Source organism: Bacillus cereus group sp. MG1 (assembly GCF_040460035.1).
GTDB classification, from domain to species: domain Bacteria; phylum Bacillota; class Bacilli; order Bacillales; family Bacillaceae_G; genus Bacillus_A; species Bacillus_A cereus.
Window position 1 is genome coordinate 2,637,408 of sequence record NZ_JARVGY010000001.1, and the last position, 24,680, is coordinate 2,662,087.

Consider the following 24,680-nt stretch of genomic DNA (forward strand, 5'->3'; position numbering starts at 1 on the left):
ACTTCTACCTACAGAAGTAACTTTTTGGTTATGCCTTTTGTTTAACTTCACTAACTTTCTTTTCAGCTACAATAAAATGCGGTCTACGTTTTGTTTCATAATAAATACGACCGATATATTCACCAATAACACCTAGGAATATGAGTTGAATACCGCCAATAAATAGTATAGCGGAAATGAGAGTAAAGTAACCAGGAACTTCCACACCACCAAGGATGATTTGAACGAACGTAGTGATTACGTATAAAAGTCCTAAAATGGTTGTTAGTAATCCGAGATATATAGATAGACGTAACGGTTTATTATTAAATGAAATTACACCATCAATTCCGTAATTTAATAATTTCGAGAAGGTCCATTTACTTTCTCCATCAGAACGTAATACATTTTCATATTCAATGATTAATTCGTTATAACCGATCCAAGAAAATAAGCCTTTTGAAAATCGGTTGTATTCACTTAAAGATAATAAAGAATCTACTGCTCTTCGACTTAAAAGTCTAAAGTCACCAATACCGTCTACTAATTCAATATCTACAAATTTATTCATCACTTTATAGTAAAGACGAGAGACGAAAGAGCGAACGGGTGAATCACCAGTTCTTGTTCTTTTTGCAATGACTTGGTCGTAGCCGTCGTTATATCCTTCTAACAGTTCTTTTATTAACGTAGGAGGGTGTTGTAAGTCAGCATCCATAATAACAATTGCATCGCCTGTAGCATATTTTAAACCAGCTAACATTGCAGCTTCTTTTCCGAAGTTTCGACTAAATGATATGTAGTGTACTGACGAATCTGAACTAGCTAAATCACGTAAAATATTTAAAGTATCATCTTTACTACCATCATTAACAAAAACAAATTCATAATCGGTAGTTAATTTATGAATTTCAAGAGAAGTCTCTGAATAAAAGGCTCGAAGCACCTTTTCTTCATTGTAGCATGGTACAACGATTGAAAGAGTCATTTTTGACACTCCTTGTTTGTAGTGGGTTAAAACAATGTTATGCGTTTTTATATGAATCTATCCAATTGGATAGATTCATGATTCATTGATTGCTCATTATTGCTTTTTAAAAGAAAATTTTCGTCGTGCTTTTGGATTTTTGAAAATTAGTAAAGCTATACAGATAATTAGTGAGATGATTGATATAATCATACCTAATTTGAAGTAAGGTGTAACGTAAGTCATTTCGATTACATGTGAACCTTTTGTAATGGGAACACCGATAAAGGCAGAATTCGCTTTCGTAAATTCTGTTTCTTTTCCATCAATTTTTATAGTCCAGCCTTTACTATATGGGACAGATAAATATAAGAGCCCGTCTTTATTTGATTTGATATCCCCTTTTAAATAATTGTTCTTATAATAAATATTTTCAAGCCTATTTTCAGTTAGTTTTTTTGTTTCTTTTTGTACACTTTCATAGTTTACAATATTTGCTTGCAAGTCACCTAATTCATACTCACCTGCCATATCAATAGAGATAGTTAGGTTTTCTGGACGCTCATTGCCCAAATTGTAAACAAACCTTTCTAACGGATAAGAGTATGCACCAGCATCGTCCCCTTTTCCTATCGTTTTTCCATTAACAGTTGCATTGAATGTGCCTGCATTTTTTAATTTTAATTCTATCAGTAGATCACCAGGTGTATCAGGATAATTGATAGGTACAATCATATTTCCAAAGCCATGAACAATTAGTTTATTTTCTTGTTTTTCTATGTTTTCGAATTTTGCTTTTTCCGTTTTAATAGATACTGCCTTTGATTTAAGGTCTTGTTTATTAAAATGGTTTAATGAAAATTCTTTTGTATTATTAACGACAACAGCATGTAATAATAATTGATCACGCTGAGCGAAGTTTAATTTAGAAAATTCTTCCTCACTTATAGCCGAATCATATACATATCCTAACGGTAAAGCATAGTCATTTTTGTAAATATTATACGGTCCTACTTGCTGTAATAGTTTATATCCATAAGGCACATTCTTTGAATCTGTATCAGCACTTAATACGCGATATTTTACACCTAGCATATTTTCAAGTAGTAGTCGACTATCAGCTTGATAAAACATTGAAGGTGTATCGTACATTTGGAATACACCATATTTATTTTTCATAAAGTCATGGACATAATAATTAACTAAGCTTTGATACGTACTTAAGCCATGATAACCTTGTAGCATTGGTGTGTTATATTCGCTATATGGATTAAGAATACGATAAAAGTCTTTATCATTTTCTTGTATGTAGCGAATTGCAGCAATTTCTTCTTTATTATCATAGCCTGGTTCGTGTAACTTTTCAGTTGAAATCTGGCTCTGTCCGTAAACGGTGCTAAGTATATTATTCGCATACATATAATTCATAGAAATTGTGCTAACGAGTACATTCAATACAACTAAAAATTGTATGAAAGGTTTGGAAATATAACGCCATAAACATACTGTAATAACAGAAAGAACGACAGTTCCGAGTAAAATGTTATCAACGTCTTGTAAAGGTTTATCAGTTACATTTATATTTGCTTTTCTATAAAATGCATAAATGAATAATCCAATAGACACTAATAAACTTATTAAATAAGGTAATTTGTAGTCTTTCTTATGAATAATCATCCAATCTAGAATGTATGCAATTGTTTGGGCAATTACAAATACAAATAAATAGAACCATCTAGATTGCATTGCTGAAAAACCATTAAACACAGAATATGTATATGGAAGCATAAACAGAATGAACATGAATAACGTAAAGAATACTTTATTTTTAACGAGTTTATCACGTATAAACATTCCAAATACGATTAAGAATAAAATTAAAGCTGGTAAAGCTAATTGATGATTTTCAGCATTATACATGAAGAAAATATTTTCCATTAAATCTTTATAAAATTTATCTTCAAATAATAATGGTATCTCAAACTTTTTTGATAGTCGATCAGCACTAAATACGGCATTAACTGATGGGAGGAAGCAAACGGCGGCTAAACCGAGTGATAATCCATACAATAAACCGATTCTAATATAATAAGTTAGAAAAGAGACAATCGTTTTATTTTGTTGTGTCGCAAAGTATTGGAATAATGCATAAATAAATATGAAAATACTTGTGATAAAAGCAAAATAAAAGTTTGATGCTAACATTAAAGTAGCAGCGATTAGGAAAAGTCCGCGCTTCTTTTCAATAATATATTTATCAAGTCCCCATATTACTAATGGTAAAAATACAATGGCATCAGCCATGAAATCCCATAGTAAAGAGTGGCGGATGAAAGTAATACAACCACCATATATAATAGCAGCAACAAAAGATGAGAATGCTGTTTTATTATGGTAACGTAAAGAACCATATATGAATACCATAGCTAAAAAGTTTTTTAAAATACTCATGTATAATTTCACGTCATATACTTGCTCAAGACTTAGTTTAGGTAGTAACAGTGTAATCCAGAAAAACGGTGATGTGCTGTAATAATAACTAAACTCTCCAAATAAATCTCCACCTAATCCATAATCAAAAGACCAAAAAAGGTTGCCATCTTTAAAGGCATGTTGTAGAAGAAACGTAAAAAAACCAAATTGACGTAACGCATCCCCTGTACCAGAAAAGGCTTGATTAGATGTTAAAAAGAAATAATGAAAAGCAAAAGCGCACAATAATAATATTGGCATAATTATTATTGTTTTCTTGGAAAAGAATTTATTATTCGGCTTTATGCTCATAAAAATTGATAATCCTCCTTTGAAAGTCGTTACATGTAGCAACTAGTTTTTAGGTAGCATATAAAAACACACCAATTTTTAAAGGTGTGTTCTTTAGTTTTAACATGAGAAAATATATATTTTTGTTGAAGCATATATATTTTTACAAGCGTTGAAGTTCATAGTTTACATGTAATTTAGTATAAGGCATTTTCAGAAAGTAAGTCAATTTGAGCTGGAATATATAGCATTTTTTTACTGAAGAAAAATGATGGTATATAAAAAAGCAAAAAGCTTTTCCATTTTTAAATAGGAAAAGCTTTTTGCTTTTAAGCATGTTTGCGAATAAGCTTTTGTTTTATAAATCCTAAAACGAATCCACGTATTTGAGGATCAATTACAATTCCGATTATACCGTATAGTATACCAGTAAGAGTTAAAGCAACTAATGGTGGTAAGTTGATTAATGCAATTCGGTATATACCGTAACTAATAATAAAGGCTAAGGAATTAAATATAATTCCTTTAACTAATAATTGCATGCCTTTACGAATAAAGAGGGTAAATCCAATTAATAGTGTAATTTCGGTAATGATGGCTGCGGCAGCTGCCCCCATCATTCCATATTTACTACCTAATACAATATAACCTATGATGGCAACAACTAATCCAATAGTCATTGTTGTTGCACGTTTCCATTGCTGGCCAATCGTTGTTAAATTATCGGCTAGTGGATAGTTAATTGATTGTAAAATAACCATAAACGCTAGAATAGCAAGAGCGTCACCAGCGGGAGCGTATTTTTCTCCTAATAAACTAACAATCCAGAAACTTGGATCAGCAATAAAGGGGATAGAAATTCCCATTCCTAAAAAAGACATAAGTTTTAATTCAAAACTTGATAATTTTCTATGTTCTTCAATATTTTTCTCATTACCAAAAGCAAAAAGTCTTGGATAAAAAGCAGCTGCAATTACTCCAGGTATTTGATATAGTACAGCAGGTATTTTAGATGCAGCACCAAAGAATCCAACTTGCTTATATGTTGAAACCTTTTCTAATATAATAGGGCCCAATTGTGGTAAGAGCATAATAATGATTCCGTTGATCGTGAAAATAAGTAGTTGATCTAAAATGCCTTTATCCCAACCCTTATGGACTTTCGTGTAACGTATTGTCATTATAAAGGCGATAACACCTGTTACAAGACTAGATACCCCGTACATGGCAGCAACCATCATAAGTGACCATTGGAAAGACATCCCTAGTAATAGGGCAGCAGCAGCTGTTACACCTTGTAGTACAGAAATAATAGCTGTAAATTGCATGCGTTCTGTTACTTGGAAGTAAGCCATACCAACACCTTGTAAGGTTGCTCCGAACATTGTTGGTAGGACAACCCAATATACCATCGCACGTAAGTAAGCATCGGGATAGAAGAACTGGGCAAAAATAGCGAAAAGTACAGAAATTACGATAGCTAATATTAAACGAATACGTAAATAACTACTTATTAGCACACTAATATTAGCATCGCTTCTCGTTCCTTCACGCATAAACGTATGTGTTAAACCTGCATCTGTAAAGTAACAAATAACAGCTGAAACTGCTAACGCAGTTGTAAACATACCGTAATCACTTGGAGAAACATATCTTGCAAAGAAAATTGTTGCAATAGCCAGTACAAAGCGGACAGTAATGTTTCCTACAAAGAGGTAGGATGCGTTTTTTAGAATTTTATTTGTTTTCATGAGAAAAGACCTTTCTATTCTTTAGGACCCGGTTAGTTTGTCCTATTTGTAAATTTAATTTGTTCACAGAAAGAGAGAGTATCGTTATATTTTCAGTTTAAGAAAACAGAAATTTAATTCGTACAAACCAAAGCATTGCATATAGTTTTTTACTACGCTTTCCATTCTTTGAATAGATTTTACGGCAATATTTCCTTATATCTTTTTTGATTAATTGAACTTGTGATTTATCTAATCGAGAGTTTTCTTTAATATATATACAAGCGTTATTGATGACTGTATAAGGGAATAAATAAGTCTCAAGAATCTCAATCAGTGACTGAGGGTCTTTCGTAATGAAGTCTTGAGATTTATTATGTACCCAATCTTTCATACGATTGAATACTTCTAGCTCTTTTGTTGTTTTTAATTCATAATCTTTATACTTAGAAGAAAGATTTCCTTCTGATAAGATTCTATAATAAGTTAAGTATTCATCGACATAACATACATTTGTCAAACTCATAAGTTTAAATAAAAACTCTAAATCTTCTCCCCAACTACATCCTGGTGTAAAACGAATGTTATGATCCATTACGATGGATCGTTTGAAAATCCAAGTACTTGTTTGAGCAACAACTTGATGTGTTAGGAATGCTTTTGCCATATCACCTTTAATAAAGTTTGTTGTATGTTCAACCTTCTCGCCTGTTTCTTCGTAGAAATTCATATAACCACAATAGCACGCGTCCATGTTGTTTTTATGCATACTCTCGATTTGTTTCTCAATTTTAGTTGGATGCCATAAGTCGTCACTATCAAGGAAAGCGATATATTCTCCGCTAGCATTTTCGATACCTGTATTACGGGCTACCGAAACACCTTGGTTTTTTTGATGAACGTATTTTACTTGCCCTGGGTATTTTTCAGCAAGGTTTTTCACAATAGAAGGTGATTGATCTTTACTTCCATCATCTACAATTACAATTTCAATGTTTTTATATGTTTGATCTAGTATTGACTGCATCGTTTCTTCAATATATTTTTCCGTGTTATACAGGGGTATGACAACAGAAACAAGTTGCTTTTGTTCCATCATAGAATTTTTATCTCCTCAAGTTTTTTATGTCTTGCATCATATATACAAGCCTTTTGGAAGGAAGAAGATTACAAGAACATCTGTATAAGTTTAACGCATATAAACTTTGTAAATCAACTTTCTATTGTTGTACTTTGTATAAAAAGTATTTATTATAGAACGTATTGTGTTGTAAAAATATAGAAATATATTTTGAAAATTATGTATCTGAAGGGAGAAGATGAGATGTTAGGGCGATTTACTCGCAAATCTAATATAATCCTTTTAGGGATTATTATGATAGTCGGTTTTGCACTTCGTTTTGCAACTTTACAAACACATGGTGCAGATCTATCTATAGCTAGCGATGATATAGGTTATCAAAAAACGGCAAATATTTTATTGGAAACAGGGATGTTAACATATCATGAACCAGATAAACCAACGATTCATATTATGCCGGGTTTTCCAGCTTTATTAGCTGTTGTATTTTATTTTTTTGGAAATGGCAGTGAAGGTCTTTTTGTAGCAAAATTAATTATTATCCTATTAGGGGTACTTAGTATTTTGCTAACTTATAAGATTGGTACTTATTTATTGAATTCTGCTGCAGGATTAATAGGTGCTTTCTTATTAGCTGTGTATCCTCCAGAGATTGTTATGGAAAATTTAACTTTAACAGAAGGACCGTTTCTATTCCTTTCATTAGGATTAGTATATTGGAGTTTAAAATTAGCTGATACTCATAAAACGAAACATCTTCTGATTGTATTAATTTTCTACTTTTTAGCACTGTACCTCCGTGTACAAATTGCCTTATATCCAATCTTACTATTTGGGTATCTTTTAATGAAACGCTACCCATTCCGTATTATGATGAAGCAAGCGATTATAAGCATAGGAATAGGACTTATCGTACTTGGACCATGGTGGGCTCGCAATTACATTCAATTTGATAAATTTATCCCACTAACTGCTGGGGCAGGGAATCCGTTATTACTTGGAACGTATCAAGGGAAAGGTTACCCAGAAGGTAAGGATATGGGGGAACTTGAAATAGAGTTACATGCAAAATACCCTAATCTTGAAGCACATGAATTTATGGAATTAGAAGAAAAAATAGCGATTGATAAAATGAAGGAATGGTGGAAAACTGATAAGGAATCTATGATAGAGAGTTATTTAGTTTTGAAGCCAGAAATTCTTTGGAAAAAACCGTATTATTCTATAGAGCATAATATTGAAGTATTCAATGTTTCTGCAAAGGATATGAATGAAATATATAATTTTATTAAGACGACGTTTTTAATATGTACAGTACTTTCATTTATTTTCCTTTTAAAAAGGTGGAGAGAGACTACATTTTTATGGTCAATCCTTTTATTGCAAACAGCTTTAACATGTTTTTATGTTGCATATGAACGATATGCATTACCGTTAATACCATTCTTATTTATTATAATTGGAGTTGGGACCGTGGCAACTGTTATGAAAATTAGTAAATTATTAATTAGAAAAAAATAGTTTGCAATAAAAAACATCTTAATTTTTTTAAAAAATTAAGATGTTTTTTTGTATATGTTCATATTTAAATGGAAAACTATTCTTTATCGGTTTCAGGTTGCGTTACTTTTAATTTTTGTTTTAATAACGCATAATCTTGCGTTAACGTTACAAGTTGATGATGTAATTTAGAAATTTTTCTTGTTAAGTCAAAAATTAATATGAAACAGAATAATAGTCCAAATAAGAATAAAACAGATGGAGGATATTCTACGTGTAATAGTTGGCCAATCCAATTTATAATTTTTTCAGTAGAACTTAAAATAGCCATTGCAACACAAACAAAAATCCATAAAATAGCATATTTAGTTTCTAAAGCTCCACGACGAATGGAATTAATAATTAATAAAAATAATAATAGAATGAAGATAAATGAAAAGGTAATTATAGGCATTTATTATCAACCTTTCACAATTTTTTGCATCAATATAGCAAGGCTTACTTTAATCATGTAATATGCAGATTTAAGAGGTGTGATAGAAGATTGTCCCCCTTGACGCTCTTGCATATTTACGGATATTTCATTAATGCGTAATTTTTTCTTTTTTAAATGAATAAGGACTTCTGGTTCTGGATAATCTTTTGGATAATTATGTGCAAAAATCTTAATTACTTCTCTATTGATAGCACGATACCCAGAAGTTGGATCCATAAAGGTTTGTTTTGTTAGTACTTTCAGTAGAGCAGTAAAATAAAAAATACCAATTCTTCTAGAAATACTACCTTTATAGGCTGTTTTCTCTGTAAAACGTGAACCTAGCACCATATCGCATTGGTCTTCAGCAATAGGTTTTATAATTTTGTACAAATCATCAGGATTATGTTGCCCATCAGCATCGAACTGAATCGCAATATCATATCCATTCTCATAAGCGTATTTATAACCAGTTTGTACAGCTGAGCCAATACCTAGGTTATATGGTAAGTTCACAAGGTGAACAGGAAAATCATTTACGATTTGAGCTGTTTTATCATGTGATCCATCATTAATAACGCAAATGCTTAATTCTGTAAAATACTGTTTTAGTTTTAATAATCTTGTTAATGTATCTGCAATTGCTTCTTCCTCGTTATACGCAGGAATAATAATTAACGTTTTTGGTATTGAAATTGGTACCTCAATAGACATTATCGCACCATCCCTTATATACTTAATTATATTATAGTTATTTTTAAACGAACCTTATCTAATATACCATTAATAGTATAGCAAAATAAAGGAAAAACTGGTGGATTATTTTAGGAGACAAACAGTAAATAAAAGATAAGAGGTGGAATTTTTTACAATAAAAAATACATGCAAGGATGAAATAAACCTGTGCATGTATGAAGTGAGAGTATCGTATTATATATTCCATGGCTTACTTAAAGTTAAAACTTCAGCCATCTCTTTACTTTTTAAACGTCCCTTTTTTCGGTTTTCCGCGCGTTCTAAACCGGTTGTGTGTAACCAATGTTCTTCTTCAGTTTCAGGAAGTACTTGTGGTACGGATGAAGGTTTTCCATCTTTTATTGCCACAAATGTAATGAAGCAAGTAGCAGCAATTCTACGCTCGCCTGCTAATAAGTTTTCTGCGATTACTTTTACGAAAACTTCCATTGAAGATTTCCCTGTATAACATACAAATGCTTCATAACAAACAGAATCAGCTTGGTGAATTGGAGTTAAAAAATCAACTGAATCAATAGATGCTGTTACGCAATGTTTACGACTATGTCTTGCAGCCGCAATTGAAGCAATACTATCAATTTCTGCTAATAATTTCCCTCCAAAAAGTGTTTGGTGATTATTTAAATCGTTAGGAAAAACACGTGTTGTCTTAATTGCTTTAGATTCTCGCATGAATTTCTTTTCCATATATTCAGCCCCTATAGTCTGTTTTCAATCAGAATAATATGTGTAAGCAGATTACTCATATTAGATATTTAATGAAGTAAAGTGTATTCCAAAAGAGGATTATTTAAACTTCTGTATTTGTATTCATGTAACTGAAAGAAAATTTATTTTATCTAAAATGTAGTGTAAAAGAGGATTCGCTTACATTGCAAGTAAAAAGTAATGACTATGTATTTGTCATAGAAATTCCCTATCAGCCGTGTCCCCATTCATGATAGAATCGTTTTGTTATGAATGGAAATAGAGGTGCAATGGACATATGAATCATATACAAACAAATTTTTCATCTTTCTTCAATAAAATTACAATCGGTGCGATGCTCGCATTTTTTGTTTATAGTTGTTGGGCAGCATTTGAGACAAGTAAGCAATTTTTTGGAGGAAGTACAACAAGTGTAACAATCATATTAGCAATTTTCGTCATACTTATTTTGTTAGTGGCATCAATTCTACAATATCGTTTTACAGATAAACAATTTCTTATTTTTCTTATAAGTATATCTATAGTTGTGAGGGTTAGTATGCTGTTATTTGTAGATGCTCCAATAATTGGTGATATGAAAGTGATGTATGAGTCTGCAAAGCAGATTGCAATTGGTAATAATATAGGGACTGTAACCCATTTGCCTTTTATTATATATGAGTCGGTAATTATTCGTATATTTGGTGATTCATTATTCGCTTTACAACTATTTAATGTGCTATTTTGCACAGGAACAGCATTATTTATTTATCGTATTGCGGGAATGGTTTTTGGAGAAGAATGCGGTCGTATTGCTTCTATCTTTTATGCTCTGTATATTCCAAATATATTCATGAGTTCCGTATTAACTCCTGAATCACTTGCAATATTTTTATTTTATTTTGCTTGTTACATACTTTTATATAAAGGATTAGATCATCCTTATATGTGGGTGTTTTCAGCGATTTTATTTGCATTTAGTAATATGGTTTTCCCAATGGGATTATTTCTTCCTATTTTTATTACGGTATATGTATTATTAATCGAAGTATTTCAATCAGCAACGAAACAAAAGGTGTTACTAAAAATGATAGGGATACTTATTCTATTTTATAGTGCCCATTTTAGTGTGAATTATGGAATTAAGGCAATGGGATTGTCACAATATACGATTTCAAATGAGACGTATGTTCAATCTGTTTTAATTGGAAAGACGCAACATGAAGAAAAAATATCGAAAAATCAAAGTGTAACAGAGCATATTGATCAAAAGTTAAAAGAGATTGAGGGAGAAAGATTTAAACTTTTAGAGCCGATGATAAATCAGTTTTCAGATGAAGGGGTAAATTCTATTCTTTTCAAATGTGAAAAACTGATATATATAGCCGTAACATTGTTTATGACTATAGCTCTATTACACTTCCTTATTAAGAAACAACAAAATGAGGGATATATGTTGTTCTTATTTTTAATTAGTGGCTACGTATTGTTAAAGCTCTTTCAAGTAGATATGGCATATTACAATGTAATTATGCCGTCATTGTTCATTTTGCAGAGCTTTGGTGTTTATATGAGTTATGTGTATTGTCAAAAAATATTTTTCAGAAAATAAAAAGAATCCATTCTGGATTCTTTTTTTGATGGAAGATGAAATTTAGTAGTCAGTGCAGATGAAAAGTATGCCTGACTTGAATTTGATCCCGCTATTTTCCAGGCAGTAAGACCCCCACCTCAAAATCAGCGAAAGCAAAGAAGTTAGGTGGGGGGCGGGCTGCCCGTAAAAGCCCGATTGGTGAGGGCTGATAATCAACGGGGGATGAACAAAACCTCCGTTGATTAAAGTTTCACTTTATCTTATCGATTTAGTTCTAGTTGTAAATTATCGGCTGTTAGAGCCATTTGTGAGGAATCATCTTGAATTCCTTTCATTACTTGTGAAATAGCTTGTAGCTCGTGTTCAATTTTCTTATTCTGTTCTTTTGAGTTAGACATATCTTTTACAATTTCTTGGAAGTATCGATCTGTTGCTGACATACTATCCGTTCCTTCCGATACGAGAGAGCTAATTTGTTTCACGGAAGACGAGACACGGGTAATTTGTTCATTTGTTTTTTCAACGAGCTTTGTAACGTTAAATATAGATTCTTTCGTTTGCTCTGATAATTTTCGAATTTCACCAGCAACAACAGAAAACCCCTTCCCAAATTCTCCAGCACGTGCAGACTCGATAGCTGCATTTAGTGCGAGTAAATTGGTTTGCTCCGCAATCGATTTAACAATATCTATGATTTCATTAATTTTGTTAGAAATATTAAGGAGTTCATGAGTATCTGTAATAATCGTTTCCATATTCATTTGAATAGATCCCATTCGTTTGTTTTGCTGGTTTAATTGTTCTTTCCCTTTATTGGCTTTTTCTTCAGATGTTGTAGCTAATGATGTACCTGTTTTAGCAATCTCTACAATAGTTTCAGATTTGGCGGTTAGTTTTTGAATAGAAGAGCTTGTTTTTTCAGATACAGCAGCTAGTTCTGTTGCGATATGCGTAATTGTCATAGCAGTTAGTTCTTTTTCTTTCTCATGCTCTTTTTGCATTCTTTCATATTCAGATTCATAAGCTGCAAGAACAAGTTCTTGTTCAAGAGTAAATAATTTATTTATAACATTTATAGAATAGGAAAAATCATCGATTGTTGTTATTTTTGTTTGCAAAATCTTCATGATAGAGCGGAACAATTCTTGATAAGCAGCAGTATACCATTTTCGATGTAAACCAATTTGTACATGCCTTTTGGCAATCCTAACACGCTGTTCAATAAAATCTTCATGCATATTGCCGCTGAATAATTCTTTAATATGTGTTTTTAAAGTTTGTTTTAGTTTTGGAATAGAGCTGTAACGTTCAATAATAGTAATTAAATTAGGTTGTTTTGTAATGTTGGCATAGAATTTTTCAGTAATCCAATCAATTTCTGCATAAATAAAAGGCTGTAGTACTTTTACAACTTGTAAATCTTCTTTTGAAATATGTAGCATATCCATTTGAATTTTTAATTCAGAATTAGTAGGGACATTAAAAGTTATTTGTTGGTCCTTACTTAATTCGATTATACTGGCATTTGTTTTATTAATATTTTTTTTGAAAACCCCAAGCATCATTCTTCCCCCTGTATATAAAACGTTTTCAATTTTAAAACTAATATAGAGTAATTATATATGCTTATATATAATTACTCTATATTAGTTCGTTGAATAGTATATAAATTAAGAGAATTCTATCTAGAATTCTCTTAATGGCCTTTATTAATTTTAGCATGTGTTTTAAAGAAAACAGGGAAATGAACATTATATATTACAGTGACGACACGAATAATGAATGTTACTAATAAACAAACATAGAAAGCTAACACGTGCGCCCCCATAGCGTGTGTGATTAGGAAGCTAATTGCTCCTAAGATAGAAGCGATTGCGTAAATCTCTTTTCGGAATACGTAAGGGATATCTTGAGCACAAATGTCACGCAAAATACCGCCTCCAATACCTGTAATGACTCCCATTGAAACAACTAGAAATGAGGCGTCAACATGATGTGACATTGCCGCATTTGCACCAATAGCTGTAAAAACACCTAAGCCAACAGCATCAGAAAGCATAATAACGACTTGAAGTTTATTGATGCGCTCAAAAAACATGCAAGTAAATAATGCTGATAATACACTTACGAAAAAGTAAATGGGTTTTACAAATGCGACAGGGGGCAGGTTACCAATCATGATATCACGAATAATACCGCCGCCGAGCGCAGTAGCTACAGCTAAACAAAGGACACCAAATAAATCTAAATCTTTTTTTAAACCAACTAATGTACCAGAAATGGCAGCGGCGATAATGCCAAGAAACGTAAATATATCGATTAATAACATGGCCTTAATCCCTTCCTCTTAAAGATGTTCCAGAGAAAAAATATACACTAAAGTATTGGAAATAACAATTACTTTTCGCTACATGTAGAAAAACGGATAAAATTCATAAAGAAAGCGTTTGAAAATGTTTGGAAAATAGCCATAAAGTAATTTGAAAAAGATATGAAAAGATTAATTTTACATTTTTTGATGTTGTTTATTTGGTAAAACATTACAATTATAGGTAGGTTATTTATATTTGTATAAAATGATAAAAAAATATTTATATACTGACAAAAATAAGGGGATGGTTGTTAGATAGATTTTATAAAAATAGGGGAGTATAGCTAAAGGACGATAATTTCTATTACTGATTAATACTTGTCCTGGCTAGTTTTAGCTGGAAAAATAGTTCTCGATTTGAATATGAGTTATGTTATAATTGCTAGGTGTGTTTGAATGATAAAAAATTATGATTAAAAGATAATGTTAAGATTTTGTATGGAGGTCTTGGAATGTTAGCAAATCAAGCTAGGGTTAGATTTGAGCATTTTTTGCTCTTTTTTATTATTTTACAGCCTGTTTTAGATTTATTAACGTCTCTTAGCATCACTTTATTAAAGTCAAATGCTACCGTTGGAATTTTAGTAAGATTCCTTATTATGGCTGTTGGTGGTATTTACATTTTAATTCAGGCAAAAGAGAAGGAAAATAGAAAGTTTTTAATTTATCTTATATTGTTAGCCGGAGTTTTAGGTATAGGATTTATTAATAACAAACTAGTTAAGGATCCTATTGTACTTAGTGAAGAGGTTAAATTCGTTGCGAAAGCATTATATATATATATCATGCTGGGATCATACATTTTAGCTTTAAAATCATTGAAAAAGACAGTTAATATTAGTGATAAGGTTCGAAATAGTATTGTATATTCTACATTAATCATTAACGCAATTATGGTTATTTCTATTTCAACATCTACTGACTTTGGTAGTTATGAATGGATGAAGGTTGGTTCTCGAGGTTGGTTCTATGCAGGGAATGAACTAGGTTCAATCTTAGCTATTATTTTCCCTATTGTAGTACTATATTCTATCCAAAAAACAAAGAGCTGGAAACACATTCTATATTGGATTCCATCACTTTTAATGATTTATTCGCTAATTCAAGTTGGTACAAAAGTAGGAATGGGCTCAATTGGTGCTACGCTAGCGGCAGCAATCGGGATTATTTTACTACAATTATTATTTGATAGAAAAAATCCGAACAAAAAATCCCTTGCACTTAATGCAGTAATTGCTATTGTCCTATTAGCTGGTGTAGTCGGAACGTTTAAACAAACGCCATTAGCACAAAATATGGGTATTCACAATAATTATTTATCAGAGCAAAATGTGGCACAGCAAGGTCAAAAAGAAAAAGAAATTAAAGAGAAGCTGAAAAAAGAGCAAGAACTTAAAGCAAAAGAAGAAAATCATCATAAAGTTGAAAAGCCAGAAGAAAAGGCGAAGATAGAAGAGGAAGTTAAGAAAGAGCTTGAGAAAGAGCAAAAGAAAGAAAATCAAGAAAATCTTATTTTCAGTGGACGTCAAGTATATGAAGAAAGACATAAGCAGTTCTTTAAAGAAGCGCCAATGTCACAAAAGTTATTAGGAATGGGTTATGCAGGTAACTTTAAATACAATGAACAAAAGCAGCCAGATCCAAAACTAATTGAAATGGACTTCCATGATTGGTTTTATGATTTCGGGATTATTGGCTTTGTATTACTAATGATTCCATTTATTTATTACGGGCTAAGAATTCTACTAGCATTTGCTACGAGATTTAAGGACATATTTAATATAAAATATGGAATGATTTCAGCAAGCTTATTGTTAGCGTTAGGTATTGCTTATATTGCAGGACATATTTTAACAGCACCAGGAGTTGGGATTTACTTTGTAGTGGTGTTAGCTTATCTAATAGTAGACCTAGAAATTGAATGATAAAAATAAAAGCTAACTTTTGTTAGCTTTTATTTTTTAGTACAGTAAAATAAAAATAGATGGAAACGTAGCGAGGATTTAAAGGAGGAAAAAATATGAAAATATTGCATATGAATGCAGGAGCAGAAGATGGGGGAGGGAAAACACATATTATTTCACTTCTCGATCAGTTTCCAACTGGTGAAGTAGAATTAGCAGTATTTGAAGATGGAATTGTTGCGAAGGAAGCAAGGGAGTTAGGGATAAAAGTCCATGTGTTTTCACAAAAATCGCGCTATGATTTATCCATTTTAAAGAATATAAGTGAATTTATTAATAAAGAAAAATTTGATGTAGTTCATACACATGGCCCTAGGGCTAATTTCTATGTTTCTTTAATGAAAAAGAGAATAAAGGCAAAATGGGTAACGACTATTCATAGTGATCCATTTCAAGACTTTACTAAACAGGGCTTAAAAGGTTGGATTTTTACGAAATTAAATTTGAAAGCCTTAAAAAATATAGACTTATTTTTCGTTGTAACAAATAGATTGAAAAAAAGCCTGGCAGCATTAGGTATTTCAAATGAAAAGATGCATGTTATTTATAATGGAATTGAATACGATAAGGAAAAAGCAGAAGGCTATAATAAAAAAGAAATGTTCAATATTGATGAAGATGTATTTACGGCAATCCAAGTAGCACGATTACATCCTGTCAAAGGACATGAAGTTTTATTCGATGCGTTACAACAAACAAAATTAGAGAAAATTAAAGTATTATTAGTTGGCGATGGCCCATTAGAAGAAAATCTAAAGTCATTAGCTACTGAAAAAGGGATTAACGATAAAGTAGAGTTTTTAGGACATCGTCAAGATGTAAAACAATTATTTGCGTCGTCACATGTAAATTTATTAACTTCCCATAGTGAAGGGTTCCCACTAGTTTTATTAGAAGCGGCAAATCAACGCGTACCATCAATTGTGACTAGGGCTGGAGAAATTGAACCATTAATCGTAGATGAAACTTACGGATGGATTGTGCCAACAGGTGATGGAAAGGCATTAGCATTAGCTTTAGAAGAAGCGTATGATAAGTGGAAAACTGGAGAGTTAGCAGCAATGGGTAAACATATTTATGAGCATGCTACTATGAACTTCTCACTTCAAAAACTATATGAAGATACAAAGGAAACATATAAGCAATTAATAGCGAAAAACTTGTAATGATAGAGAGGATAGTTAACTATGGCAGTACAAACAGTTGATATTCTAGGCGTTCCTTTTTCTACAATGACAATGGATGAAACGGTCCAATATTTAAAAGAACAACTAGAAGCGGAGCGAACTCATACGTTTCAGGTAGTAACAGCAAACCCTGAAATTGTTATGTGCGCAAAAAAGGATGAAAAGTTCTATCAAACATTATTGAATACAGATTTAATTACACCTGATGGTATTGGGGTTGTAAAGGCAAGCGGGATGCTTGGTACACCTTTAAAAGAACGTGTAGCAGGTTTTGATTTAATGTGTAATTTACTTGCGAAGTTATCAGAAGATAGTAAGCCGGTATCTGTTTTCTTATTAGGTGCAAAGCCGCATGTTGTACAAGCTGCAGCAGATCATTTAACAAAGACATATTCAGCTGTATCCATCGCCGGTATACAAGATGGTTATTTTAAACAAGAAGACGAAGAGAATATTATTTCTCGCATTCAAGAAGCAAAACCAGATTTATTACTTGTTGCACTTGGTTTCCCGAGACAAGAGAACTTTATACAAAACAATAAGCAGCGTTTAGAAACGAAAATGGCTGTTGGAGTAGGTGGAAGTTTAGACGTATGGGCTGGAGAGGTAAAACGTGCACCAAAATGGATTCAAGCAATTCATTTAGAGTGGTTTTATAGATTATGCAGTAATCCAACACGCTGGCGTCGTCAGTTAGTATTAGCGGAATTTTTAAAAGAAGTAGTGCGTTCGAAAAAGTAGCGAAATATCGCTGCTTTTTTTATTTGTTCATTTTTAATAAATTGAAACTTTAATCAGTGAGGCATCCCCACAGATTATTAGCTCTCACCAATCGGGATAGACGTTTTACTTTTTGGGAATGATGAAGGAGAATTTTTTACACAAAAGTATTTTACTTATACAATTCACACATGTAAAATGATGTGTAAAGACACCTGTGTGAGGAGGACTTCTAGTGGGCAAGGTTAAAGAAATTTCGAAGCGCAAACTACTAGGTATAGCTGGGCTTGGATGGCTATTTGATGCAATGGATGTTGGAATGCTTTCATTTGTAATGGTAGCCTTGCAAAAGGATTGGGGATTAAGTACGCAAGAAATGGGCTGGATAGGCAGTATTAACTCAATCGGTATGGCAGTAGGAGCGCTTATTTTTGGGATACTATCAGATAAAATAGGGCGAAAATCAGTCTTTATTATTACATTATTATTATTTTCTATCGGTAGTGGTTTAACTGCATTAACAACAACACTTGCGATGTTTCTCGTTTTACGCTTTTTAATTGGTATGGGGCTTGGCGGAGAGCTTCCGGTTGCCTCTACACTAGTATCAGAGAGTGTTGAAGCGCATGAACGTGGGAAAATTGTTGTGTTATTAGAAAGTTTTTGGGCAGGTGGATGGCTAATTGCAGCTCTTATCTCGTATTTTGTTATTCCTAAATATGGTTGGGAAGTTGCGATGGTATTGAGTGCAGTTCCAGCATTATATGCTTTATATTTAAGATGGAATTTACCGGATTCCCCAAGGTTCCAAAAAGTTGAAAAAAGGCCATCTGTTATTGAAAATATAAAATCAGTTTGGTCTGGGGAATATCGTAAAGCAACAATTATGCTATGGATTCTATGGTTTTGTGTTGTCTTTTCCTATTATGGAATGTTCCTTTGGTTACCGAGTGTAATGGTGCTAAAAGGATTTAGTTTAATAAAAAGTTTCCAATACGTACTTATTATGACATTAGCTCAACTTCCAGGATATTTCACCGCTGCTTGGTTTATTGAACGTCTCGGTCGTAAATTTGTTTTGGTTACGTATTTAATTGGGACAGCTTGCAGTGCTTATTTGTTTGGGGTTGCGGATTCATTAACAGTATTAATCGTGGCAGGTATGTTACTATCCTTCTTTAACTTAGGTGCTTGGGGAGCATTATACGCCTATACACCTGAGCAGTATCCAACGGTTATTCGTGGTACAGGTGCAGGAATGGCAGCAGCATTTGGTCGTATTGGTGGTATTCTTGGGCCACTATTAGTGGGATATTTAGTTGCTTCAGAAGCTTCACTATCATTAATATTTACGATTTTCTGTGGATCAATTTTAATTGGTGTATTCGCTGTAATAATACTTGGACAGGAAACGAAGCAACGAGAATTAGTATAAAGTGAAAATTTGAACGTATCCCTGACCGTTTATTATCCTACACTACTCGGCTCTTTATAGGCAGTTAGTGCGGGATAAAAGGGGAGAGGAAACCGAAGTGGTTTCCTTTTTTCTGTTTTTTTAGATAAATAATGGTATAGTAAGAAAAAGGGATTATTTCTTATAAAAGCGAATGTATACAACAGGACATATGGACAAAGAATTAGGTGGTTGAAGAAATGAAAATTTTACTGATCATGGAAGAGGCAGAAGAGAGAAGAGAGTTAGCTGAAAATTTCACTGAAAATATGAGAAATGTAGAATGTTTTGAAGCAAAGACAGGAACAGAATCTTTATTTATGATGAAAAAACATATACCAGACTTTGTTTTTTTAAGTTCCAAATTACTAGATGGTACTGGTTTTGAATATGCAAGTTTATTACGAGAAATAAATTGCTATACAAAATTTATTTTTGTAGGTGAAAACATAGAAGAATCTATTACAGCTTTTCGTTTCCAAGCATTTTATTATTTATTGCGACCATTTCGTGAAGAAGATTTACAATTTCTTTTATATAAAATAGGTAAAGAACAAGGTGAGAAAGCAAAGAGTTATTTGCGAAAACTACCGATAGAAAGTCAAGAGGGTATACGATATATTCTCCCAGAAGATATTGTATATGTAAGTAAAAATAAAGAAAATAAAACTGTTTCAATTTACACAACGAATAATCAGTATATTTCAACATATACACTTCAGGAATTAGAAAATAAGCTAAATGCATATGATTTTTTACGTGTACATAAAAGCTATTTAATTAATATGTCATATGTAAAAGAACTGAAACCTTATTATAATGGCACGTATAATTTGTATTTAGATAGGTATGATGAGCAACCGATTCCAGTCAGTCGTAATTATGTAAAACGCCTTCGAAATAACATTGAATTATAGTAGGTAATGAGAGTATTTTAACATGATAAACTGAAAATCCTTCATGATAGGGAGGATTCAAGTTAAATATTCAGAAAATTTAGTACAATCTCCACTAAGAAATAGTATTGGGGGAATTGTATGTGAAGACATTGAAATCGATCTTACTTTGGGGCATTATTACAGCAGTAGGAGCAGGTGCTTTTGGGGTAGTAGCTTTATCACAAGGTGAAACCATTAATGCTGTATGGCTCTTAGTAGCTGCCGTATGTGTATATGCAGTTGCTTATCGCTTTTATAGTAGATTTATAGCGAGAAAGGTTTTTAATTTAGATGATAATCGGCAAACACCAGCCCATACATTAAACGATGGGAAAGACTATGTTCCAACAAATAAGTGGGTATTGTTTGGACATCACTTTGCAGCGATTGCTGGGGCGGGACCTTTAGTAGGACCGATTTTAGCAGCACAAATGGGATATTTACCAGGAACCATTTGGATTATTGTTGGGGTAGTTGTTGCGGGGGCTGTCCAAGATTTTGTCATTTTATTTGCTTCGATGAGACGTAATGGTAAATCGTTAGGAGAAATGATTAAGGATGAGATTGGACCTGTTACAGGACTAATTGCAATGATAGGTATTTTAGGAATTATGATTATTTTATTAGCAGTATTAGCGTTAGTCGTAGTAAAGGCACTAATCGGAAGTCCTTGGGGAATGTTTACGATAGCAGCAACGATTCCTATCGCTATTTTAATGGGAGTTTATATGCGCTATATTAGGCCTGGTCGTGTTGGAGAAGGATCAGTAATTGGTATTATCCTACTTATTTTATCTCTTGTTGGAGGACAGTATGTAGCAGAAAATCCAACACTTGCAAGTATGTTCACATTTAGTGGTGAAACAATTGCTATTATGCTTATTGTATATGGATTTATCGCATCGGCATTACCAGTTTGGATGCTTTTAGCACCACGTGATTATTTAAGTACATTTTTAAAAGTCGGAACAATTGTAGGGTTAGCAATCGGTATCTTAATTGTAGCACCAGATTTACAAATGCCAGCAGTTTCGAAATTTATTGATGGAACTGGTCCTGTGTTTTCTGGAAACTTATTCCCGTTCTTATTTATTACTATTGCTTGTGGTGCAGTGTCTGGATTCCATGCTCTCGTTTCATCAGGTACGACGCCGAAGATGATCGAGCAAGAGGGACACGCACAGCCAATCGGTTATGGAGCAATGTTAATGGAGTCGTTTGTAGCAGCGATGGCGATGATTGCGGCTTGTGTATTAACACCGGGAACGTATTTTGCAATTAATAGCCCCGCAGCACTTATCGGTACAGATGTTTCGCAGGCAGCTCAAGTTATTTCCTCATGGGGATTTGCTATTACACCAAATGAACTAAAAGATCTCGCTGTAAATGTTGGAGAGCAAACAATTTTATCACGTACAGGTGGTGCGCCAACATTAGCGATAGGTATGGCATATATTTTCTCACAAGTAATAGGTGGAACGGCCATGATGGCATTTTGGTATCATTTTGCGATTCTCTTTGAAGCTCTATTCATTTTAACAACAATTGATGCCGGAACGCGTGTCGGCCGATTTATGATTCAAGATATTTTAGGGCATGTATATAAGCCATTTGGGAAAACGGATTCTACATTAGCGAATGTAATCGCTACAACATTATGTGTATTAGGGTGGGGATATTTCTTATACCAAGGGGTAATAGATCCGCTCGGTGGAATTAATACATTATGGCCACTTTTCGGTATTGCAAATCAAATGCTAGCAGGTATTGCATTATTACTTGGAACGACAATTTTGTTCAAAATGGGAAAAAAGGCGTACGTTTGGGTAACACTTATTCCAACTGTCGGGTTGCTGATTGTAACGATGACGGCGGGATATCAAAAGCTATTTCATGAAAATCCTAAAATTGGATTTCTATCGCATGCAAAGGTATTTCAGGGAGCATTAGATGAGGGAAAAGTGTTAGCGCCAGCAAAAAATGTTGCTCAAATGAAGCAAATTATTTTCAATGATTATATCGATGCGGCGCTTTGCGGAATTTTTATGATAGTTGTAATCGCTGTGTTAATTTCAGCACTTCGAATTTGGATCCAAGTATTAAGAAATAAGCCAATGCCGTTAAAAGAGGCACCATATATTCCTAGAGATGAAAGTGAGTCGAGGAACTATGCTTAAAAAGTTGTGGCAAGTATGGGGTGAAAGAAAACGCTTTATTAGTTTGCTCGTTGGGGTACCAAGTTATGAAGTATATGTGGAGCATATGAAAAAGCATCATCCTGAAGAAGAGGTTGTATGTCAAAAGCAATTTTTTGCTGAGGCACAAGAAGCAAGATTTAATGCAAAGGGTGGAAAAATATCACGCTGTTGTTAATGAAAAAGGGCGAGTTTTCGCCCTTTTTATTTTTTTGCTGTTTCACGTGGAACAGCAAAAATAAACAAAATATTTGGGAATTAAAGGTATTTCGTATACAATAAGGTGAGGAAGGGGATAGATGGAAAAGTAGGGAGATTATTTTATGTTAAGGGACTTATTTGTAAATACAACAATTATTCTTTCCTTTATTTTTATTGGAGGTCAGCTTTTAAGGGATAAGCCGTTAAAAGAAGGATTCTCTTTTGGGCAGAAATGTGTAGTAGGCATTTTTACTGGGATACTAGGTATAGTATTAATGTATTTCAGTGTTCGTGTTGGTACCATTCTATTGGATTTACGCTACTTAGCTGTTATTCTAGCTGTTATTATTGGAGGACCGATAGCGAGTACCATAACAATTGGTATGATTTTAGTAACTAGGCTGTTGTTTATGGATTATTCATTAGCTTCTCAAGTGGCTTTTTATACAATCATTGCGATAGGAATAGGGAGTATCTTTATTTCGCGCATGAAGCTTTCTTTAGGGGGAAAGTGGGTATGGTTACACACATATATTTTATCTATTCTAATCCCAGCGTTATATATATGGTTAATTAAAGAGATCCACATAGTGGGATTATATTTAATTTCTAGTATTATTACAGGTTACATAACATTCATAAGTGCAAATTATGTTTTACAATCCAATGAGTTATTTCAAAAGATGAAACAATACGCAACGATAGATGCATTGACAGGTTTAGGAAACGTAAGACAGTTTGATTTAGAGATGAATCGTCATATTAGTAATAAGAACATGAAAAATGATTCGTTTTGTTTACTACTTATAGATATTGACCACTTTAAGTATGTAAATGATACGTACGGGCATCCTGCAGGGGACGAAGTGCTAAAACAAGTAGGATGTATTTTACGAGAAACTTCACAATTTCCAGATTTGGCTTTTCGAAAGGGTGGAGAGGAGTTTGCACTTTTGATACCGAATAAGGGATTAGCTTACGGAATTCTTACGGGCGAGCAAATTCGTACAGCTGTTGAAAGTCACTCATTTCAATTGTTAGATGAAACGAAAATAAAAATTACAGTTTCGGTGGGGGTTTCAGAATATGAAGAATCACCGGAGCAATTTATTCAAGCGGCAGATGATGCGTTATACTACTCGAAACGAAATGGTAGAAATAAGGTCAGCTCTGTATCTTAAAGATAAGATGACCAGAAGACATAAAGCTTATAAAAAACACTCACAGAGGCAATGTATGAACTTTGTGAGTGTTTTTTATTTATATATTAGACAAGTTCTTTTGATACAACAAATTTACGATATGCACCATGGTGAGTTGGACCTACGTATTCGTTAATTTTGAATGAGTAACGAATAGCAGCTGTGATGAATTCTTTAGCAGTTTTTACTGCTTCTTTCACAGGTTTTCCTTTTGCAAGTTCTGCTGTAATTGCAGCAGAATATGTGCAACCTGCGCCGTGTGTATTTGTCGTATCAATTTTTTCTGATTCTAGAAGGTCGAATGTTTCTCCATCATATAGGACGTCGATTGCAGTTTCCGTACCAAGTTTGCTACCGCCTTTAATTAGGACGTATTTCGCACCTAAAGCATGGATCTTTTTCGCTGCTTCTTTCATGTCTTCAAGAGAATTAATCTTTACGCCACTTAATTGGTAAGCTTCAAATAAGTTTGGTGTTACAACTAATGCCTTTGGAACAAGAACGTCACGTAAGCAATCATTCGTTTCAGGATGTAATGCTTCATCAGCACCTTTACATACCATAACAGGGTCAACTACTACATTTTTGAAATTGTGCTTTTCGATTGTTTCTGCAACCATTTCAATAATTTCTACTGATCCAAGCATACCTGTTTTTAAAGCGTCTACGCCAACACCTTCAATTGTTGTTTCTAATTGTGGTTTTAATGTAGAAGCTGGGATTGGAAATACGTTATGTGCCCAACCGTTATGTGGATCCATCGTTACGATTGTTGTAAGAGATGTCATTCCGTATACGCCCAGTTCTTGGAATGTTTTTAAATCTGCTTGTATACCAGCACCGCCACTTGTGTCAGAACCAGCGATAGTAAGTGCTTTATTTAATGTCATTATGAAAGCCCCCTCGAGTGATATAAT

At 33.2% G+C, this 24,680-nt stretch carries 20 protein-coding genes and 1 pseudogene; 10 read left to right on the forward strand and 11 right to left on the reverse strand.

Going from position 1 to position 24,680, the window contains the following annotated elements:
- Nucleotides 1-28: 28 nt before the first annotated feature.
- From QCI79_RS13750 to QCI79_RS13765, 4 genes are all read right to left on the reverse strand, one after another.
- Nucleotides 29-967 carry a glycosyltransferase family 2 protein gene (locus QCI79_RS13750; protein WP_000175827.1) on the reverse strand — a complete coding sequence of 313 codons (939 nt, stop codon included), beginning with the start codon at nucleotides 965-967 and terminating at the stop codon, nucleotides 29-31.
- A gap of 96 nt (nucleotides 968-1,063) precedes the next feature.
- Nucleotides 1,064-3,730, reverse strand: coding sequence for a YfhO family protein (locus QCI79_RS13755; RefSeq protein ID WP_000023702.1), 2,667 nt, complete (start codon nucleotides 3,728-3,730; stop codon nucleotides 1,064-1,066).
- A 308-nt stretch (nucleotides 3,731-4,038) separates the two neighbouring features.
- The gene (locus tag QCI79_RS13760; RefSeq protein ID WP_000856129.1) at nucleotides 4,039-5,460 is read right to left on the reverse strand and encodes an oligosaccharide flippase family protein; all 1,422 of its coding nucleotides are present in this window, start codon (nucleotides 5,458-5,460) and stop codon (nucleotides 4,039-4,041) included.
- A gap of 97 nt (nucleotides 5,461-5,557) precedes the next feature.
- Complete coding sequence (locus QCI79_RS13765) at nucleotides 5,558-6,538, reverse strand: glycosyltransferase family 2 protein (protein ID WP_000970520.1); 981 nt, start codon at nucleotides 6,536-6,538, stop codon at nucleotides 5,558-5,560.
- Nucleotides 6,539-6,763: 225 nt separating this feature from the next.
- Here QCI79_RS13765 and QCI79_RS13770 point away from each other — a divergent pair, with 225 nt between their 5' ends.
- Nucleotides 6,764-8,041: a glycosyltransferase family 39 protein gene (locus QCI79_RS13770; RefSeq protein ID WP_000901470.1), complete on the forward strand. Its 1,278-nt coding sequence runs from the start codon at nucleotides 6,764-6,766 to the stop codon at nucleotides 8,039-8,041.
- 76 nt (nucleotides 8,042-8,117) lie between these two features.
- Here the strand turns inward: QCI79_RS13770 and QCI79_RS13775 are convergent, their stop codons facing one another.
- From QCI79_RS13775 to QCI79_RS13785, 3 genes are all read right to left on the reverse strand, one after another.
- Entirely contained in the window at nucleotides 8,118-8,474 is a 357-nt protein-coding gene (locus tag QCI79_RS13775; RefSeq protein ID WP_001121767.1) for a DUF2304 domain-containing protein, read from the reverse strand.
- 6 nt (nucleotides 8,475-8,480) lie between these two features.
- Nucleotides 8,481-9,209, reverse strand: a complete 729-nt coding sequence (locus QCI79_RS13780) for a glycosyltransferase family 2 protein (protein WP_021727851.1) — start codon at nucleotides 9,207-9,209, stop codon at nucleotides 8,481-8,483.
- A gap of 216 nt (nucleotides 9,210-9,425) precedes the next feature.
- Nucleotides 9,426-9,938: an acyl-CoA thioesterase gene (locus tag QCI79_RS13785; RefSeq protein ID WP_000412120.1), complete on the reverse strand. Its 513-nt coding sequence runs from the start codon at nucleotides 9,936-9,938 to the stop codon at nucleotides 9,426-9,428.
- A 298-nt stretch (nucleotides 9,939-10,236) separates the two neighbouring features.
- Between QCI79_RS13785 and QCI79_RS13790 the strand changes: the two genes are divergently transcribed.
- On the forward strand, nucleotides 10,237-11,550 hold the full coding sequence (locus QCI79_RS13790) for an ArnT family glycosyltransferase (RefSeq protein ID WP_001015638.1): 1,314 nt from the start codon (nucleotides 10,237-10,239) through the stop codon (nucleotides 11,548-11,550).
- Nucleotides 11,551-11,792: 242 nt separating this feature from the next.
- Here QCI79_RS13790 and QCI79_RS35010 read toward each other — a convergent pair whose 3' ends face one another.
- From QCI79_RS35010 to QCI79_RS13800, 3 genes and pseudogenes are all read right to left on the reverse strand, one after another.
- The gene (locus QCI79_RS35010; RefSeq protein WP_370512974.1) at nucleotides 11,793-12,533 is read right to left on the reverse strand and encodes a methyl-accepting chemotaxis protein; all 741 of its coding nucleotides are present in this window, start codon (nucleotides 12,531-12,533) and stop codon (nucleotides 11,793-11,795) included.
- A gap of 15 nt (nucleotides 12,534-12,548) precedes the next feature.
- Nucleotides 12,549-13,097, reverse strand: a pseudogene (locus QCI79_RS35015) (protoglobin family protein); the annotation flags it as partial.
- Nucleotides 13,098-13,228: 131 nt separating this feature from the next.
- Nucleotides 13,229-13,861, reverse strand: a complete 633-nt coding sequence (locus tag QCI79_RS13800) for a trimeric intracellular cation channel family protein (protein WP_000924369.1) — start codon at nucleotides 13,859-13,861, stop codon at nucleotides 13,229-13,231.
- 494 nt (nucleotides 13,862-14,355) lie between these two features.
- Here QCI79_RS13800 and QCI79_RS13805 point away from each other — a divergent pair, with 494 nt between their 5' ends.
- From QCI79_RS13805 to QCI79_RS13840, 8 genes are all read left to right on the forward strand, one after another.
- Nucleotides 14,356-15,828, forward strand: a complete 1,473-nt coding sequence (locus QCI79_RS13805) for an O-antigen ligase family protein (protein ID WP_000880749.1) — start codon at nucleotides 14,356-14,358, stop codon at nucleotides 15,826-15,828.
- 95 nt (nucleotides 15,829-15,923) lie between these two features.
- Nucleotides 15,924-17,033 carry a glycosyltransferase family 4 protein gene (locus QCI79_RS13810; RefSeq protein ID WP_000697464.1) on the forward strand — a complete coding sequence of 370 codons (1,110 nt, stop codon included), beginning with the start codon at nucleotides 15,924-15,926 and terminating at the stop codon, nucleotides 17,031-17,033.
- 21 nt (nucleotides 17,034-17,054) lie between these two features.
- Nucleotides 17,055-17,795, forward strand: a complete 741-nt coding sequence (locus tag QCI79_RS13815) for a WecB/TagA/CpsF family glycosyltransferase (protein WP_000290750.1) — start codon at nucleotides 17,055-17,057, stop codon at nucleotides 17,793-17,795.
- A gap of 214 nt (nucleotides 17,796-18,009) precedes the next feature.
- The gene (locus QCI79_RS13820) at nucleotides 18,010-19,209 is read left to right on the forward strand and encodes an MFS transporter (RefSeq protein ID WP_000521077.1); all 1,200 of its coding nucleotides are present in this window, start codon (nucleotides 18,010-18,012) and stop codon (nucleotides 19,207-19,209) included.
- Between the two features lie 218 nt (nucleotides 19,210-19,427).
- Nucleotides 19,428-20,144 carry a LytR/AlgR family response regulator transcription factor gene (locus QCI79_RS13825; RefSeq protein ID WP_000698256.1) on the forward strand — a complete coding sequence of 239 codons (717 nt, stop codon included), beginning with the start codon at nucleotides 19,428-19,430 and terminating at the stop codon, nucleotides 20,142-20,144.
- 122 nt (nucleotides 20,145-20,266) lie between these two features.
- Nucleotides 20,267-22,342, forward strand: a complete 2,076-nt coding sequence (gene cstA / locus QCI79_RS13830) for a carbon starvation protein CstA (protein WP_000854295.1) — start codon at nucleotides 20,267-20,269, stop codon at nucleotides 22,340-22,342.
- Entirely contained in the window at nucleotides 22,335-22,538 is a 204-nt protein-coding gene (locus tag QCI79_RS13835) for a YbdD/YjiX family protein (protein ID WP_000914504.1), read from the forward strand. The genes cstA and QCI79_RS13835 overlap by 8 nt, the downstream gene beginning before the upstream one ends.
- A gap of 145 nt (nucleotides 22,539-22,683) precedes the next feature.
- Nucleotides 22,684-23,742 (forward strand): GGDEF domain-containing protein, encoded by a 1,059-nt coding sequence (locus QCI79_RS13840; RefSeq protein ID WP_000942900.1) that lies wholly within the window; start codon nucleotides 22,684-22,686, stop codon nucleotides 23,740-23,742.
- Between the two features lie 86 nt (nucleotides 23,743-23,828).
- Here the strand turns inward: QCI79_RS13840 and pdxK are convergent, their stop codons facing one another.
- Nucleotides 23,829-24,653 carry a pyridoxine/pyridoxal/pyridoxamine kinase gene (gene pdxK, locus QCI79_RS13845; RefSeq protein WP_000174252.1) on the reverse strand — a complete coding sequence of 275 codons (825 nt, stop codon included), beginning with the start codon at nucleotides 24,651-24,653 and terminating at the stop codon, nucleotides 23,829-23,831.
- Nucleotides 24,654-24,680: the final 27 nt, after the last annotated feature.

Excerpts from the sequence above, each read along its gene's own strand:
- QCI79_RS13750 (WP_000175827.1), bottom strand. The coding sequence starts at position 967 with ATGACTCTTTCAATCGTTGTACCATGCTACAATGAAGAAAAGGTGCTT.
- QCI79_RS13755 (WP_000023702.1), bottom strand. The coding sequence starts at position 3,730 with ATGAGCATAAAGCCGAATAATAAATTCTTTTCCAAGAAAACAATAATA.
- QCI79_RS13815 (WP_000290750.1), top strand. The coding sequence starts at position 17,055 with ATGGCAGTACAAACAGTTGATATTCTAGGCGTTCCTTTTTCTACAATG.
- QCI79_RS35010 (WP_370512974.1), bottom strand. The coding sequence starts at position 12,533 with ATGCAAAAAGAGCATGAGAAAGAAAAAGAACTAACTGCTATGACAATT.
- QCI79_RS13840 (WP_000942900.1), top strand. The coding sequence starts at position 22,684 with ATGTTAAGGGACTTATTTGTAAATACAACAATTATTCTTTCCTTTATT.
- QCI79_RS13775 (WP_001121767.1), bottom strand. The coding sequence starts at position 8,474 with ATGCCTATAATTACCTTTTCATTTATCTTCATTCTATTATTATTTTTA.
- QCI79_RS13760 (WP_000856129.1), bottom strand. The coding sequence starts at position 5,460 with ATGAAAACAAATAAAATTCTAAAAAACGCATCCTACCTCTTTGTAGGA.
- QCI79_RS13780 (WP_021727851.1), bottom strand. The coding sequence starts at position 9,209 with ATGTCTATTGAGGTACCAATTTCAATACCAAAAACGTTAATTATTATT.
- pdxK (WP_000174252.1), bottom strand. The coding sequence starts at position 24,653 with ATGACATTAAATAAAGCACTTACTATCGCTGGTTCTGACACAAGTGGC.
- QCI79_RS13770 (WP_000901470.1), top strand. The coding sequence starts at position 6,764 with ATGTTAGGGCGATTTACTCGCAAATCTAATATAATCCTTTTAGGGATT.
- QCI79_RS13835 (WP_000914504.1), top strand. The coding sequence starts at position 22,335 with ATGCTTAAAAAGTTGTGGCAAGTATGGGGTGAAAGAAAACGCTTTATT.
- QCI79_RS13765 (WP_000970520.1), bottom strand. The coding sequence starts at position 6,538 with ATGATGGAACAAAAGCAACTTGTTTCTGTTGTCATACCCCTGTATAAC.
- QCI79_RS13805 (WP_000880749.1), top strand. The coding sequence starts at position 14,356 with ATGTTAGCAAATCAAGCTAGGGTTAGATTTGAGCATTTTTTGCTCTTT.
- QCI79_RS13810 (WP_000697464.1), top strand. The coding sequence starts at position 15,924 with ATGAAAATATTGCATATGAATGCAGGAGCAGAAGATGGGGGAGGGAAA.
- QCI79_RS13790 (WP_001015638.1), top strand. The coding sequence starts at position 10,237 with ATGAATCATATACAAACAAATTTTTCATCTTTCTTCAATAAAATTACA.
- QCI79_RS13785 (WP_000412120.1), bottom strand. The coding sequence starts at position 9,938 with ATGGAAAAGAAATTCATGCGAGAATCTAAAGCAATTAAGACAACACGT.
- QCI79_RS13800 (WP_000924369.1), bottom strand. The coding sequence starts at position 13,861 with ATGTTATTAATCGATATATTTACGTTTCTTGGCATTATCGCCGCTGCC.
- QCI79_RS13825 (WP_000698256.1), top strand. The coding sequence starts at position 19,428 with ATGAAAATTTTACTGATCATGGAAGAGGCAGAAGAGAGAAGAGAGTTA.